Consider the following 13,701-nt stretch of genomic DNA (forward strand, 5'->3'; position numbering starts at 1 on the left):
CTACCTCAGCTTCAGCGTCGAAAGCCCGATGAGGGCCAGCACGATGGCGATGATCCAGAAGCGGATGACGATGGTGGGTTCCTTCCAGCCCTTCTGCTCGAAGTGGTGATGCAGCGGCGCCATGGCGAAGACGCGCTTGCCCGTCATCTTGAAGGAGGCGACCTGGATGATGACCGAAAGCGTCTCGAGCACGAAGAGCCCGCCGATGATGCCGAGCACGATCTCGTGCTTGGCCGCCACCGCAATGGCGCCCAAAGCACCACCCAGCGACAGAGACCCCGTGTCGCCCATGAAGATCATCGCGGGCGGCGCATTGAACCAGAGGAAGCCCAGCCCTGCCCCCACGATGGCCCCGCAGATGATGGCGAGCTCGCCCGCCCCGCGCACGAAATGCAATTCGAGATAGTTCGAGAAATTGTAGTTGCCGACGAGATAGACGATGAGCCCGAGGCTCGCCGCGGCGATCATCACCGGAACGATCGCGAGGCCATCGAGCCCGTCCGTCATGTTCACCGCATTGCCCGCACCCACCACGACGAACACGCCAACGAAGATGAAGAACATGCCGAAGGGGATGAGCAGGTCCTTGAAGAAGGGAACCGCCAGCGAGGTCGAGAGCGGCTTGCCGCCGATCCACATGAAAATGCCGACCGCGATGCCGGCGATGACGAATTCAGCCGCGAGCCGCACCTTGCCGGAGAAGCCCTTGGTCGTCGCCTTGGTGACCTTCAGGTAATCGTCGTAGAAGCCGATGGCGCCGAAGCCCAGCGTGACGAACAGCACGGCCCAGACATAGAGGTTGCGGAGATCCGCCCACAGCAGCGTGCCAACGAAGATGCCGGACAGGATCATCAGGCCGCCCATGGTCGGCGTGCCCTGCTTTTCCACGATGTGGCGCTGCGGCCCGTCGGAGCGGATGGGCTGGCCGCGCCCCTGCTTCACCTTGAGGAGCGAGATGATGCGCGGCCCGAACAGGAAGACGAAGACGAGTGCGGTGATTATGGCAAGCCCGGTCCGCGACGTCTGGTAGCGGAACACATTGAAGGGCGACACCTCATCCGCGAGGCTGCTGAAGAGAAGAAAGAGCATCAGGTCTCCTTGACAAGCGGCGGATGGGCCGCCCGGATCGCCTCCACCAGCGGCCCCATGCGGCTGCCGAGCGAACCCTTGATCATCACAGCGTCGCCGGCCTTCAGGCTCTTGAGCAGCACGTCGCGCAATCCTTCGGAGGATTCAGCATAGGCGCCGCGTCGGCCTTCAGGCACACGCGCCCAGAGATTCGCCATGAGAGGACCCGCAGCGTATAGGACATCGACCTTGGCGGCGTCCATCGGTTCGAGCAATCCGGCGTGCAGTTCAGGGCTCTGCTCGCCCAACTCCAGCATGTCGCCCAGCACCGCGATGCGGCGTCCGCCGCGCTGCGGCTGCGCCGCGCCCAGAAGCCCGAGTGCCGCCGCAACGGAAGCTGGATTGGCATTGTAGCTCTCGTCGATCAGCAGCAGTTCACCGCCCGCAATCGAGAGTCTCTCGCGCACGCCGCGGCCCTTGGCCGGCGCAGCCTTGGCCAACGCCAGTGCCGCGCGCGCCAGATCGGCGCCTGTCAGCTTGGTTGTCGCCAGCACCGCAAGGCTGTTCACCGCCATGTGCTCGCCGGGAAGGCCCAGCTTATAGGACACGGTTTCGCCCATCACGTCGGCCGTGACGCAGCAGCAGTCGGGGAGCAGCGCCACGCGCTCCATCCGCACATCCGCGTCCGGGTGCTTGCCGAAGGAGACCACGCTCCGCACGCCGCAGGCCCAGGCCGCAGCCGAGAGCCGCTCGAAATAGGGCGTGTCGCGGCTGATGACGGCGCTTCCCCACTGCACGATGCCGGTGAAGATCTCGGCCTTGGCATCGGCGATCTCGCCGAGGGAGGCGAAATTGCCGAGGTGGCTCGCGGCGATCGCCGTGATGATTGCCACATGCGGCCGCACCATGCCGACGAGCGGCGTGATCTCGCCCGCGTGGTTCATGCCGATCTCGAAAACCCCAAAGGCGGCGCTGCGCGGCAAGCGCGCCAGCGTCAACGGCACGCCCCAGTGATTGTTGAAGGAAGCCGCGGAAGCATGCGTTCCGCCCGATGCGGAAAGTGCGGTGCGCAGCATTTCCTTGGTCGAGGTCTTGCCCACACTTCCCGTGACGGCGACGATCTGCGCCTCGCTGCGGGCGCGGGCCGCAACACCCATCTTCTCAAGGCCGCGCAGCGGATCGTCCGCCACTTCCAGCACCGGCCCTGCCGCCAGCATCTCCGGCGTCACTCGCGACACGAGGCCCAGCCCCGCGCCGGCCTTGAGCGCACTGGCGACGAAGTCATGGCCATCGTGCTTGCCGCCCTTGATGGCAACGAAGATGTCGCCCTGCCCCACGGCGCGCGAGTCGATGGTAACGGCAGTGAGCCGCTCCGTCACGCTGCCATGCAGCCTGCCGCCGGTGGCGGCGAGGAGTTCGTCAATAGTCCACAGCGCCTCAGCCACGATAATCCCGCCCCGCAATGGCGGCCTTCACGGCCTCATGGTCGCTAAAGGGAAGAACCTCCTTGCCGATCTTCTGGCCCTCCTCATGGCCCTTGCCGGCGACGATCAGCACGTCGCCCGCCTGCAAAGCGTCGACCGCCGCGCGGATCGCCGCGGCACGATTGCCGATCTCGGTGGCGCCGGGTGCTGCGGCCATGATGGCGGCGCGGATGGAAGCAGGCTCCTCGGTCCGCGGATTGTCATCCGTGACATAGACTTTGTCGGCGAGCCTCGTCGCGATCTCGCCCATGATCGGGCGCTTTGCGCGGTCGCGGTCGCCGCCGCAGCCGAACACCACGAAGAGACGGCCCCTCGTATAGGGCCGGAGCGAGGCGAGCGCATTCTCCAGCGCATCGGGCTTGTGGGCATAATCGACGAAGACGGGTGCTCCCGCCGCCGTGCGCCCGACGAGTTCGAGCCGGCCCTTCGCCCCCTTCAGCGACTGCAGCGCATGCATCGTCTGCGCCTCGTCGCCGCCCGTGGCAAGCACGAGACCGGCGGCGATCAGCGCATTGGACACCTGGAAATCGCCGGCCAGCGGCAGGTCCACGTCATAGGCCCGGCCATGGACGGCGACTGTGATGTGCTGGCTCCGCGCCTCGCGCCGCACGCCGAGCACACGGATTGTCCCGCCCTTGAGGCCCACGCTCCACACCTTGAGCCCATGGGCGGCAGCGCGGCGCGCGGCCTCTTCGCCACGTGGCGTATCAACATTGATCACCGCAGCGCCACCCGGTGCGACCAGCTCCTCGAACAGCCGCATCTTGGCATTGAAGTAGTCCTCGACCGTCGGATGATAATCGAGATGGTCATGCGAGAGATTGGTGAAGCCCGCCGCCGCGATGCGCAGGCCGTCGAGGCGATGCTGGTCGAGGCCATGGCTCGACGCCTCGATGGCGAGATGCTCCACCTTTTCAGCCGCAAGCCGGTGCGCCAGCTCCTGCAGCTTCATCGCGTCGGGTGTGGTGTGCTCGAGCTCGATGGCGCCGGACGGCGAGACGAGGCCCACGGTGCCGAGGCTCGCGGCGCGGAAGCCCATGGCCGTCCAGATCTCGCGCACGAAGGTGGCAACCGAGGTCTTGCCGCTCGTTCCGGTGACGGCGACGACGGTGTCCGGCTGGCGGCCATAAAAGCGCGCCGCCATGCGCGCGAAAAGCTGGCGCGGATTGGATGAGACGATGAGCGGCACGCACGGCGCCTCGGCCCCCTCGCCCGTCAGCACGGCCACGGCGCCCGCCGCAATGGCCTGCGGAATAAATGCCGTGCCATCGGCATGCGTGCCCGGAAGGGCGGCGAAGACGAAGCCCGGCTTGACCGCGCGGCTGTCCGCCGTGAGGCCTGCAACGGACAAGCTCTCTGCCTTTTTCGGAAGCGGAGCATCGCCGGCGACGAGATGGGAAAGCCGCATCGTCAATCCGGAGCATCCCCCTTGGTCTTCTTGTCCTTGGCTTCGAGCTTTGCGAGCTTCTGCAGGTCCTGCTCGCTGAACACCGGTTCGACGCCCAGCATCGGCGCGATGCGTTCGATGACGCTGGCCGCGGTGGGCACGGCGTTCCAGCCGGCGGTGGCGAAGCCATAGGTGCCGGGAATGGCCTTGGGCTCGTCGAGCATCACCATCACGAGGTACTTCGGATTGTCCATCGGGAAGGCGCCGATGAAGGAGGCAAGGCGCTGGTTCTTGTCATAGCGGCCGTTCACCACTTTTTCGGCGGTGCCCGTCTTGCCGCCCACGCGATAGCCGATCACGTCCGCCTTGCTGGCGGAACCTTGCAGCGCGTTCTGGCGGAAGAGATAGCGCAGCGTCTCGGAGGTTGTGGGCTTGATCACCGTCGTGGCCATAGCCATCGCCTCCTCCTCATTGCGGCGGAGGAAGGTGGGGGTGATGAGATGACCGCCATTCAAGAGTCCTGCAACCACCGCCGCACCTTGCAGCGGCTGAACGGCAAAACCATGGCCGAAGGCGGTGGTGGCGGTGACGAGCCTGCTCCAGCGCTTGGGCAGCAGGGGCCGGGCGGCTTCCGGCAGTTCCGTCTGCAACTTGTCGAAAAGGCCAACCTTGCGCAGAAAGGCCTGGTGCTCCGCAAGGCCCACTTCCAGCGCCATCTTGGCCGTGCCGATGTTGGAGCTTTCGCAGAACACCTCCTCGGTTGTCAGCGGGCGCTTCTGCGGGTGGAAGTCGTGGATGCGCGCGCTGCCGATGACCAGCGGGAAGCGCGTGTCGAACACGCTTTCCAGCGTCACCTTGCCGGAATCGAGCGCCATGGCGAAGGTCACCGCCTTGATGACGGAGCCCAGTTCATAGACGCCGCTGGTCATGCGGTTCTGCTGGTCCCTGGAGAAGTTCTTGTTCTCCTGGTTCGGGTTGAAATCGGGCAGCGACACCATGGACAGCACTTCGCCGGTGTCGATATCCATGACGATGCCGCCGCCGGCGATGGCGTGGAACTTGCCGATGGCCTTGGCCACCTCGTCGATCATCGCGGCCTGCACGCGGATGTCGAGGGAGAGTTGCGCCGGCTCGGTGCGGTGCTCGGTGGGCTCGGCCAGCGAGGCTGTGTAGAGCGCGCCGCGGTCGTCGAGATATTTCTCGATTCCGGCGATGCCCTTGGTGTCGACGTCGACATAGCCCACGACATGCGAAGAGAGCCGCCCCTGCGGATAGACGCGGCGGCGCTCGTTCACATAGCTGACGCCGGGGATGCCGAGATTGTAGACGGCATCACGCTCCTCCGGCGGCACCTGGCGCTTGATCCAGGCGAAGCGCTTGGACGTCGAGAGCTTGCGGCGCAGCTCCCTGGCGTCGAGATCCGGCATGGTGGCGGTCAAGGCTTCCACCGCCTCGTCGATGTCGATGATTTTCGACGGGTCGGCGAAGATCGAGGCCACCGCGACGTCGGTCGCCAGCAGCACGCCGTTGCGGTCGACGATGTCGGGGCGCGGCAGCGGGCCCTCGGCGATCGGGCGCACCGGCCCGTCATCCTGCGCGGGGAAGATGGTGAGATGGGCGAGCTGCCCCGCGATGGTCATGAAGGCCGCGGCAAAGCACATGCCGATAAGGCGCAGCCGGTTCTGCCCGGCAAGTCGCGGCGGCATTTCATCCGCCTGCTGATGGTCGGAAATGAGCTCGGTCATTGCTTCTTCATCCCGTCGATGATGGCGCCGATCGGGTCCGTTCCCTCGGCCTGAAGGTTCGTCATGGGTTCGGCGGGAACGTGGTTCGAAATCTCGCCGAGCTTCACGATCTGCTGGGCCTTCAGCGTGGAGAGGCCGAGAAAGCGCTCCGCCAGGGTGCGGATGCGGTCCGGCCGGATGAGGCTCGACCATTCGGCATTGAGCAGCCGCATGTTCTCGACCTCCTCGTTGATGCCGCGTTGATACTTGGCGGCCTCGCGCTCCAGCCCGCGTGTCTGGTGTTCGAGCGAATAGAGCACGAAGCCGCAGACCAGCACGGCCGTCACGAGCAAGAGGTTCAGGAGCTTGTGCATTAGTGCCGCGTCCCCCGGACCGGGAGACCGATCTCGCCGCCAATGGCGGGCATGGGCGGTGCGGCAGTGCGGATGCCGGCGCGCAGCTTGGCCGAGCGGGCGCGCGGGTTCAGCTTCGCCTCCTCACCGCTGGCGCCGATATGGCCTTTAAAGGGCAGCGTGAAGGACGGCGCCGGCCCCTTCACCGCATCGGGCAGGTGGCGCGAGCCTGCGGACAGCTTGCCGGCGCGCGAGGCGAAGAAGCGCTTGACGATGCGGTCCTCCAGCGAATGGAAGGTGACGGCGACGAGGCGCCCGCCCTCCGGCAGCATCCGCTCGGCGGCATGCAGCGCCTCCACCAGCTCGTCGAGTTCGCCGTTCACATGAATGCGCAGCGCCTGGAAGGTGCGCGTCGCGGGATGGATTTTGTCGGGCCGCGGCCGCCCGGTGGCGCGCTCGATGGCCCTCACCAGACCTTGCGTTGTGGTAATCGGCGCGTCCTTCCGCGCCTCGACGATGGCGCGCGCGATGGCGCGCGAGCGCGGCTCCTCGCCGAAAACATAGATGATGTTGGACAGCGCCTCCTGCGGCAGCGCATTCACCGCATCCGCGGCGGAAGCGCCCGCCTGCGCCATGCGCATGTCCAGGGGCCCGTCACGCAGGAAGGAGAAGCCCCTCTCCGCTTCGTCGAGCTGCATCGAGGACACGCCGATGTCGAGCACGATGCCGTCGATGCGCTCGCCGCCGACGAGGGCCTCCATGTCCGCGAAGCGGCCCTCGCGCAGGCTGAGGCGGGGTGCGAATTCAGCCACCATGGCTTGCCCCCCCCTGATGGCGGACGGGTCGCGGTCGATGGCGATCACCCGGCAGTCCGCGGCGCCGAGCATGGCGCGCGTATAGCCGCCGGCCCCGAAGGTGCCATCAACGTAAACGGCCCCGTTGCGCGGCGAAAGTGCACTCAGCACTTCGGCCAGCATCACGGGCACATGCGGCGGGTTCAGGTTTTCTCGGGCGGCCATGGCAAGCCTAAATCACGGTGAAGAAGGCGTTAATCGACATTCTGACATTGCAATCGGCCTGCTTAACAATTGGTTTCCATTCCGCGATTGCGGAGCGTTGAGCAGGGGATAATGCCAGCCGGCCTGTAAGCCGGGTTCTGTCCATGCGGATCGCTCCGCACTGGATGACCATTCATCTGGAACGCCCGTTGCCGGACGCTTCACGCAACCTACCCGGGCGGCTGGAACGGAAACGTCCCTGACGGACTTGCGTCCGCCGCGCCACCCCTATTCGGTCTTGCTCCCGGTGGGGTTTGCCATGCCACCCCCGTTGCCGGGGGCGCGGTGCGCTCTTGCCGCACCATTTCACCCTTGCGTCAGGCGTCAAGCCCGGGTCCGCGGTATCATTTCTGTGGCACTGTCCCTGGGGTCGCCCCCGCCGGGCGTTACCCGGCACCGTGTTTCCATGGAGCCCGGACTTTCCTCCCCCGCACCCTTTCAGGCGTAGCGGCAGCGGTCATCCAGCCAGCTGGCAAGGGGGAGGTAGGGGATCGGAAGGGGAAAGGCAAGGCGCCCGTCGCCTCACCCCCCGAACACCACCCGACCGTCGCACACCGTCATGCGCGGCTTGATGCCCTTGAAGCTTGACGGGTCCATGCGCTGCAGGTTCACCGGCAGCACGCAAATGTCGGCCAGCATGCCTTGCCTCAGCACGCCCGTCTTGCCCTCCATGAAGCCCGCGAAGGCGCCGTCCGCGGTATAGGAGTGGATCGCCTGGTGCAGGCTCTGGCGGTTGTCGGGCATGGCTCCGTTCCACCGTCCGCGCGTCATGGCGGACTGGACGGACCACAGCGGATCGATGTCGGAGACCGGCCAGTCGGTGCCGAAAACCAGCCGGGCGCCCTGCTCGCGCAGCGCCTTCCAGGCGAAGGCCCATTGCCAGCGTGCTTCCCCGATGTTGGAGAGATAGGGTTCGAGCGGCAGGCCGTGGTTGCCCGGCGGGTGCGGGGGCTGCATCGACGCGATGACGCCGAGCTTTGCAAAGCGCGCAATGTCGTCGGGGTGGATCACCTCCACATGTTCCACCCGGTGGCGCGAATCGCACCGGCCATTGGCCTTGAGGGCTGCCTCATAGCCGTCGAGCACGATCCGCACCGCGCCATCGCCGATGGCGTGGACGGCGATCTGCAAGCCCCGCCGGTCGGCCTCAGTGGCAATCGCCGCAAACCGCGCGGGCTCGAACAGCGGCTCGCCCTTCCAGCCGGGGCGGCTCGCATAATCCTCGATCATCACCGCGGTGGCGCTGTCAGCCACGCCATCCATGAACAGCTTGACGAAGCCCGAGCACAGCATGTCGCCCGTCCAGCGCGCCGCCATCTGAGAGGCCTTTTCCAGCATCGCGATGTCCATGAAGTTCTTGAAGTGGAAGGGCGCCCTGACGCGCGCCGTGAGCTCGCCCCGGCGCTGCAGTTCCTCAAGCAGTTCAAGCGTATAGAGGTTGCCATCCATGTTCTGGATGAAGGTGATGCCATGCGCCGCGCAGTGCCGCAGCCCCACCCGCATGGTTTCGAGGTCGGACTCGAACTCCGCAGCTGTGGGATATGGGTCTGGCTCGCCCCCGGTCGCCAGCCCCAGCCGGTCGCGCGTGCCTTTCTGCGAGAGCCGGCGCACGGGGTCGATGGCCTCGCCCTCGCGCAGCTCGCCCTGGGCCAGACCATCGGCGCCCATGACGATCTCGTTCCCCGGCCCGAGTTTCTTGCCCTTGAGCAGCCCTGCCTTCTCCAGGGCCAGCGTATTGGCCCAGGCGGTGTGATGGTCGGGCGAGAAGAGAAGGATAGGCCGGTCCTTCACGATCCGGTCCAGGTGCTGGCGCGACAAGGGCTCGTGCTCACCGATTATCACATAATCCGCCTGCTCGCCGATGATCAGGTCATCGCCCGGGTTCTGGCGCATATAGGCCTCCGTCCGCGCCTTCAGTTCATCGAAGCCGCGCGTGCCGAAGAGCTGGAGATGCGAGAGTTCGGCCGCACCTGCAAAGAGATGCATGTGCCCCTCGACGAAGCCGGGGATCACCGTGCCGCCGCCGGCGTCCACCACGCGGGTGTTGACGCCGGCCTCACGCATCACTTCAGCGTGGCTCCCCAAGCGTATGATTCGATTCCCGGAAACGGCAATGGCCTCCGCCGTGGGGAGGGCCTCGTCCATCGTCATGATGGCGGCATTGATGATGATGAGAGTGGTCATGATGTGGCGGCTTCGATCCAGTCGATGCCTGAGGCCAGCGTCGCTTTCACCCGCGCAGTGCGCACAGTCACGAGGCCGGTCAGGCGGTTGAGGTTGAAAGCGGGGCAACGGCTGCTCAGCATGTGGAGTTCACCCGGTACCGAAGCTGACTTAAATTGCAACAACATGCGCCCAAGCCTCTTTTTCTGCGCGTTGCGGCAGGCGGTTTCCCGGCGCGCGGTGCGCGGCGCGATATTGGCACTTCCCCGATCCCGGAAGAGCCGATAGACAGATTGCTGATTTCCGGGTTCTTCAACCACCATGCACCGTTCACTCGCCGCCGTTTTTGCCCTTGGCCTGCTTTCGGGCCAGGCCCTCGCACAGGAGCGCGAATGGACGCTGGATGCAAGCGACCAGGAGGCGTATCTGATCTTCGGCGTGGCCGATAGCGACGACGTGGGTGTCAGCCTGTGGTGCCCCACAGGCAAGGACATGGTGAACCTCTATATTCCCCGCCCCTCCGCCGAGCTGCGGAAGCTGTCGCGCCGCAAAGTGCCGGTGACCGTAACGGCAGGCGGTGAGACCGCCACCTTCGGCGGCAAGACCAACTTCAACCCGGACTCGCCCTCCTCCAGCGTCGAGGTTGAGCTGGCGGTGGACAGTCCGATCCTCAAGGCCCTGGAAAAGGCCGACCGTTTCAGCGTGAAGGTGCATGGCCAGGAGTTGGTGTTCCCGCTCTATGACGCGGACGTCGCTGGCCTTGTAGCGCTCTGCCGCAAGGGCTAATCAGGCAACCAGCCGCTCCGCCGTGCGGAGCGCGGATCGATCGGGAATGCCGTTGACCAGAGCCGGCCGGAAATGGCGCTGAAAGGCGTCCGTCACTTTGCGTGTCGCCTCGTCGCGCTCGCCCGTCACCTCGATTGCGTAGCCATAGTCCTTAAGCAGGCGCTGAAAGGCGGCCAGTTCCCCGCCTGCCAGCTCCCGCTCATCGGCGGCGGCGGGCGGCACCCAGTGGCCGATCCCGTTGCGGAACAGCAGCGGCCAGTCGAACAATTCGCCCGGGTCGATCTTGCGGCCCGGCGCCACGTCGGAATGGGCCAGCACGTTTTGCGGCGGAATGGCATGCCGGGTAAGGATGTCGCGGCAAAGCGCCACCACCGCCAGCATCTGCGGCGCCGGAAAATCGCGGTAGCCGATCGAATGGCCCGGATTGTGGATTTCGATGCCAATGGAGCGCGAGTTGGTGTCGGTCTCGCCCTGCCAGGAGGAGACACCCGCATGCCAGGCACGCTCCTCCTCGCCCACCATCTGGGTGATCGCACCGTCCTCGCCGATCAGGTAATGGCAGGACACGCCGGACTGTGGACTGCACAGCTGCTCGAAGGCGGCCTCCGCACTGCTCATGCCGGTGTAGTGGAGGAGCAGCATATCGACGCTGCGGCCGTTGCGGCGCAGCTCACGGTTGGCGGCGGCGGCATAGCGATGCGCCAGCGGCGAGACGATCACGCCGCCATTTCCATGATGCGGTCATAAGCCTCGTTGATCTTCTGCAGGCGGCGGGTGGCGATCTCCACCATTTCTTCCGGCACGCCATCCGCGATGTGGCGGTCCGGATGATGCTCGCGCACCAGGTCGCGATAGCGCTTGCGCACCTCCTCCATCGGCGCATTGTGCGGCAGGCCGAGGATCGGATAGGGGTCGTCCGGCACATCCGCATGCCGCGCCTGGATGCGCGCGAAATCGGCTTCCGAGAAGCCGAAGATTGCCGCCACCCGGCGCAGGAAGCCATGTTCGCCGGGGTGGAAGGCATCATCCGCCTTGGCGATATGAAACAGTCCGTCGAGCACGTCCTCGAGAATCTCGCTCTTCGTCTCGAACAGCCTGGCGATCTGCCGGGCATAGGTCTCGAAGCCCGCCACGTCCTGCTTGGCCAGATTGAACACCCGCGCCACCGTAGCGAGGTCGCTCTGCGGAACATGAAACACCCGCTTGAAGGCGCGGATCTCGTTTTCGGTCACCACGCCGTCGGCCTTGGCCATCTTGGCGCCAAGCCCGATCATGCCGATGGTGAAGGCCACCGACTTCTCAGGCGCGGCCGGACCGGGGCTTGCAGCCGACTGAAGGAACGCCCCAAGCGACCCACCGATCGAGCCAAGACAATCGGAGATGCTGCTCCAGATGGACATGGGGCGGACGGTTGGCTTCAGCCGTTCCTGAAGTAATAGGTCAGGCTGAACACAGGAACGTCGATGTCCCGGTGCTGGGCCAGCAGCTTCTCGACATGCCAGGCGCGGCCGGCCGTCCAGACCGTGATCCACAGCACCGGCAGCACGCCCAGCGCCATAAGCCCATACATGAACATGTCGGGAAGCCCGATCAGCCTGGACACCGCCCACACCGTCGCCACCATGGCGGAGCCGGTGAAGCACAGCATCAGCAGCGTGGCGCCGAGGGCAGCCATCAGACTGCCGGTGCGGCTGAAGGCCTGGGTGCCTGTCTTTGGTGCAGCGTCAGGTTTGATGATTTCCTGTTCCATGACCGACCATATGCGCCGGATGGCAAGAAATTGCAATAATCGCGCCTACCGGCAATAGGCCGGCTGGCTCTCCCTGTTCTGCAGGTCGAGGTGCAGGTGGTCCTTGTGGTCGCGGCCGGAACCGGGGCCAAGCACGGTGCGGAATTCGCCGCAGGCGCGGTCGTGCACGGTGTGGAGGAAGCGGCGCTCCTCATAGCTTCCCCACCAGCCCTGCTCCACGGTGATCTTGCGGCCGCTTTCCAGCGTGAAGGCGGAAATGTCGAGGGCATTGCCGAAGCCGTGCTCGCTCATCTTTGCGCCGCTCTGGTTGTTGCGCGGCCGGCAGGCATAGGAGGCGGCGATGTCGATGCTCACAACGCTTTCGCCGAAGGTACGCTGAGCGCTGGGCTGCACCACGTCCTCAAGCCAGCTGTAGACGGGCTCGGCCATGCCGCAGTTGAGGATGGCGGGCTGGCTGAAACTGACGGAGCCCAGGGCTTCGACCTTCCAGGCATTGGGCACCATGCAGCCATTGTGTTCGTTGATGTTGCGGATCTTCTCGGCCAGCCCGATGCGCGATGGCTTCACCCGGCAGGAGGCTTCCGGCGGGCGCAGCCCCTTTGTAGTGAACTTGCCTTTCTTCGACGAACTGCAGGCTGCCAGCACCGCGGCAATCGCGGCGGCAACGAGAATCTTTCGCGGCAGCGAGGTCAAGGACACCGGAGGGAACGCCACTTACAGAAAACGTGGATTGAGTTAAGTTCCTCGAGGTTAGCGAAGCCTTAATTGACCGATGTCAAAGCCTACACCCGGCGCGGGCGCGATGCTATTTTCTGATGCGGAGGAATAAACCATGAAACGCAAATATCCCGTCTTGGCACTGGCGGTCGCGGGGCTGATGGCGGGCGGCCTGCATGAGGCGGCTGCCGAGGGCAGCGTGATGGGCGCGCCGCTGGTGAGCGAGGGCATCAGCCTCGGGCTCGGCCACCGCGACTATCTGAACTATTGCGCCGCCTGCCACGGCGCTGACGCCAAGGGCGACGGGACGCTGGGCGAATTCCTCACCCTAAGGGTGCCCGATCTGACCATGCTCAGCAAGCTCAATGCCGGCAAGTTTCCGGAAGAACGGGTGATGGAGGTGATCGACGGCCGCGCCGACGTGAAGGTGCATGGGATGCGCGACATGCCGGTGTGGGGCGACTGGTTCAACCGCGAGGCCGCGGACTCCGGCACTGGCAAGGCGGCGCGCGAACTCATCGTCAGTGACCGCATCGCTTCGCTGATCGATTATCTGAAAAGCATCCAGGTGAAGTGAGGCGGAGGCTTCAGCGGTTCAGCGCCGCCACCAGCTGCGCCACGTCACCGTCGCGCTTCGACAGGAAGGACGTGAAGATGCCGCGCTGCAGATAGGTGAGCGAGAAGCCCAGCACCTTGACATCCTCGACCTTGAAGCCCGATCCCCGTTTGCCGAGCCGCCACACCACTGTGTAGGACTGGCCGTTCAGGAGATAGACCTTGGTTCCAACATTGATGTCGCCGCCATCGGCATCGGCTTCGCCGATCTCGTACTTCGACACCACGTATTCGCGCGACTGGTCGGCGAAGTAACGCGCCATGAAAGAGGCGGTGCCGCCGTAATAGGCCTTCTTCTGCGCCGGCGACAGCTTGGCCTTGTATTGGCCCAGCGAATAATCGGCGATCGCCGCCACGTCCGCATGGCGCAGGATAGCGCGTTTGAAGCTCGCCACCGTGCCTTGGCGGTGGGCCGCCAGCATATCCTTGGCCACCTTCTTCATATAATCGACTGCGGCATCCTCGCCCGCAGCAATCGCCGGCGACGCGAAGGCGGCCGCCAGACCGGCCAGCGCGGCGCGGCGCGTCAGTGCGGCGGTCAGGGGCGGGCGGAACTTCGACATGATTCGCTTTCTTTGAAGCTGTCCTCTCCGCCA

General features: G+C 65.5%; 15 protein-coding genes and 1 other RNA gene. 2 read left to right on the forward strand and 14 right to left on the reverse strand.

The window, feature by feature from the left end:
* The 9 genes from mraY to IOC82_RS05295 all read right to left on the reverse strand — a co-directional run bounded on the left by mraY (nucleotide 1) and on the right by IOC82_RS05295 (nucleotide 9,560).
* Nucleotides 1-1,089 carry a phospho-N-acetylmuramoyl-pentapeptide-transferase gene (gene mraY / locus IOC82_RS05255; RefSeq protein WP_290545131.1) on the reverse strand — a complete coding sequence of 363 codons (1,089 nt, stop codon included), beginning with the start codon at nucleotides 1,087-1,089 and terminating at the stop codon, nucleotides 1-3.
* Complete coding sequence (locus tag IOC82_RS05260; RefSeq protein WP_290545132.1) at nucleotides 1,089-2,513, reverse strand: UDP-N-acetylmuramoylalanyl-D-glutamyl-2,6-diaminopimelate--D-alanyl-D-alanine ligase; 1,425 nt, start codon at nucleotides 2,511-2,513, stop codon at nucleotides 1,089-1,091. Before IOC82_RS05260 ends, mraY begins: the two co-directional genes overlap by 1 nt.
* On the reverse strand, nucleotides 2,506-3,960 hold the full coding sequence (locus tag IOC82_RS05265; protein WP_290545133.1) for a UDP-N-acetylmuramoyl-L-alanyl-D-glutamate--2,6-diaminopimelate ligase: 1,455 nt from the start codon (nucleotides 3,958-3,960) through the stop codon (nucleotides 2,506-2,508). The genes IOC82_RS05260 and IOC82_RS05265 overlap by 8 nt, the downstream gene beginning before the upstream one ends.
* A 2-nt stretch (nucleotides 3,961-3,962) precedes the next feature.
* Nucleotides 3,963-5,684: a penicillin-binding protein 2 gene (locus IOC82_RS05270; RefSeq protein ID WP_290545134.1), complete on the reverse strand. Its 1,722-nt coding sequence runs from the start codon at nucleotides 5,682-5,684 to the stop codon at nucleotides 3,963-3,965.
* Complete coding sequence (ftsL, locus tag IOC82_RS05275; RefSeq protein ID WP_290545135.1) at nucleotides 5,681-6,037, reverse strand: cell division protein FtsL; 357 nt, start codon at nucleotides 6,035-6,037, stop codon at nucleotides 5,681-5,683. The genes IOC82_RS05270 and ftsL overlap by 4 nt, the downstream gene beginning before the upstream one ends.
* On the reverse strand, nucleotides 6,037-7,035 hold the full coding sequence (gene rsmH / locus IOC82_RS05280; RefSeq protein WP_290545136.1) for a 16S rRNA (cytosine(1402)-N(4))-methyltransferase RsmH: 999 nt from the start codon (nucleotides 7,033-7,035) through the stop codon (nucleotides 6,037-6,039). Before rsmH ends, ftsL begins: the two co-directional genes overlap by 1 nt.
* 110 nt (nucleotides 7,036-7,145) lie before the next feature.
* An RNA gene (gene rnpB, locus IOC82_RS05285) (RNase P RNA component class A) lies at nucleotides 7,146-7,547 on the reverse strand.
* A 49-nt stretch (nucleotides 7,548-7,596) separates the two neighbouring features.
* A complete protein-coding gene (locus IOC82_RS05290; protein ID WP_290545137.1) occupies nucleotides 7,597-9,258 on the reverse strand; it encodes an amidohydrolase in 1,662 nt (553 codons plus the stop codon).
* A complete protein-coding gene (locus tag IOC82_RS05295) occupies nucleotides 9,255-9,560 on the reverse strand; it encodes a hypothetical protein (RefSeq protein WP_290545138.1) in 306 nt (101 codons plus the stop codon). The genes IOC82_RS05290 and IOC82_RS05295 overlap by 4 nt, the downstream gene beginning before the upstream one ends.
* Here IOC82_RS05295 and IOC82_RS05300 point away from each other — a divergent pair.
* On the forward strand, nucleotides 9,559-10,023 hold the full coding sequence (locus IOC82_RS05300) for a hypothetical protein (RefSeq protein WP_290545139.1): 465 nt from the start codon (nucleotides 9,559-9,561) through the stop codon (nucleotides 10,021-10,023). The two genes, IOC82_RS05295 and IOC82_RS05300, sit on opposite strands and share 2 nt — an antisense overlap.
* Here IOC82_RS05300 and IOC82_RS05305 read toward each other — a convergent pair whose 3' ends face one another.
* The 4 genes from IOC82_RS05305 to IOC82_RS05320 all read right to left on the reverse strand — a co-directional run bounded on the left by IOC82_RS05305 (nucleotide 10,024) and on the right by IOC82_RS05320 (nucleotide 12,472).
* Nucleotides 10,024-10,743: an N-acetylmuramoyl-L-alanine amidase gene (locus IOC82_RS05305; RefSeq protein WP_290545140.1), complete on the reverse strand. Its 720-nt coding sequence runs from the start codon at nucleotides 10,741-10,743 to the stop codon at nucleotides 10,024-10,026.
* Nucleotides 10,740-11,315, reverse strand: coding sequence for a DnaJ family molecular chaperone (locus IOC82_RS05310; RefSeq protein ID WP_290545141.1), 576 nt, complete (start codon nucleotides 11,313-11,315; stop codon nucleotides 10,740-10,742). The genes IOC82_RS05305 and IOC82_RS05310 overlap by 4 nt, the downstream gene beginning before the upstream one ends.
* A 125-nt stretch (nucleotides 11,316-11,440) precedes the next feature.
* Entirely contained in the window at nucleotides 11,441-11,773 is a 333-nt protein-coding gene (locus tag IOC82_RS05315; RefSeq protein WP_290545142.1) for a hypothetical protein, read from the reverse strand.
* A gap of 45 nt (nucleotides 11,774-11,818) precedes the next feature.
* A complete protein-coding gene (locus IOC82_RS05320; RefSeq protein ID WP_290545143.1) occupies nucleotides 11,819-12,472 on the reverse strand; it encodes an extensin family protein in 654 nt (217 codons plus the stop codon).
* A gap of 133 nt (nucleotides 12,473-12,605) precedes the next feature.
* On the opposite strand from IOC82_RS05320, the gene IOC82_RS05325 reads away from it, so the two are divergent.
* Complete coding sequence (locus IOC82_RS05325; RefSeq protein WP_290545144.1) at nucleotides 12,606-13,067, forward strand: c-type cytochrome; 462 nt, start codon at nucleotides 12,606-12,608, stop codon at nucleotides 13,065-13,067.
* 10 nt (nucleotides 13,068-13,077) lie between these two features.
* On the opposite strand, the gene IOC82_RS05330 is transcribed toward IOC82_RS05325, so the two are convergent.
* A complete protein-coding gene (locus tag IOC82_RS05330; RefSeq protein ID WP_290545145.1) occupies nucleotides 13,078-13,668 on the reverse strand; it encodes an ABC transporter substrate-binding protein in 591 nt (196 codons plus the stop codon).
* Between the last annotated feature and the right edge of the window lie 33 nt (nucleotides 13,669-13,701).

The sequence above is a fragment of the Aestuariivirga sp. genome (assembly GCF_020252395.1).
Lineage (GTDB): Bacteria > Pseudomonadota > Alphaproteobacteria > Rhizobiales > Aestuariivirgaceae > Aestuariivirga.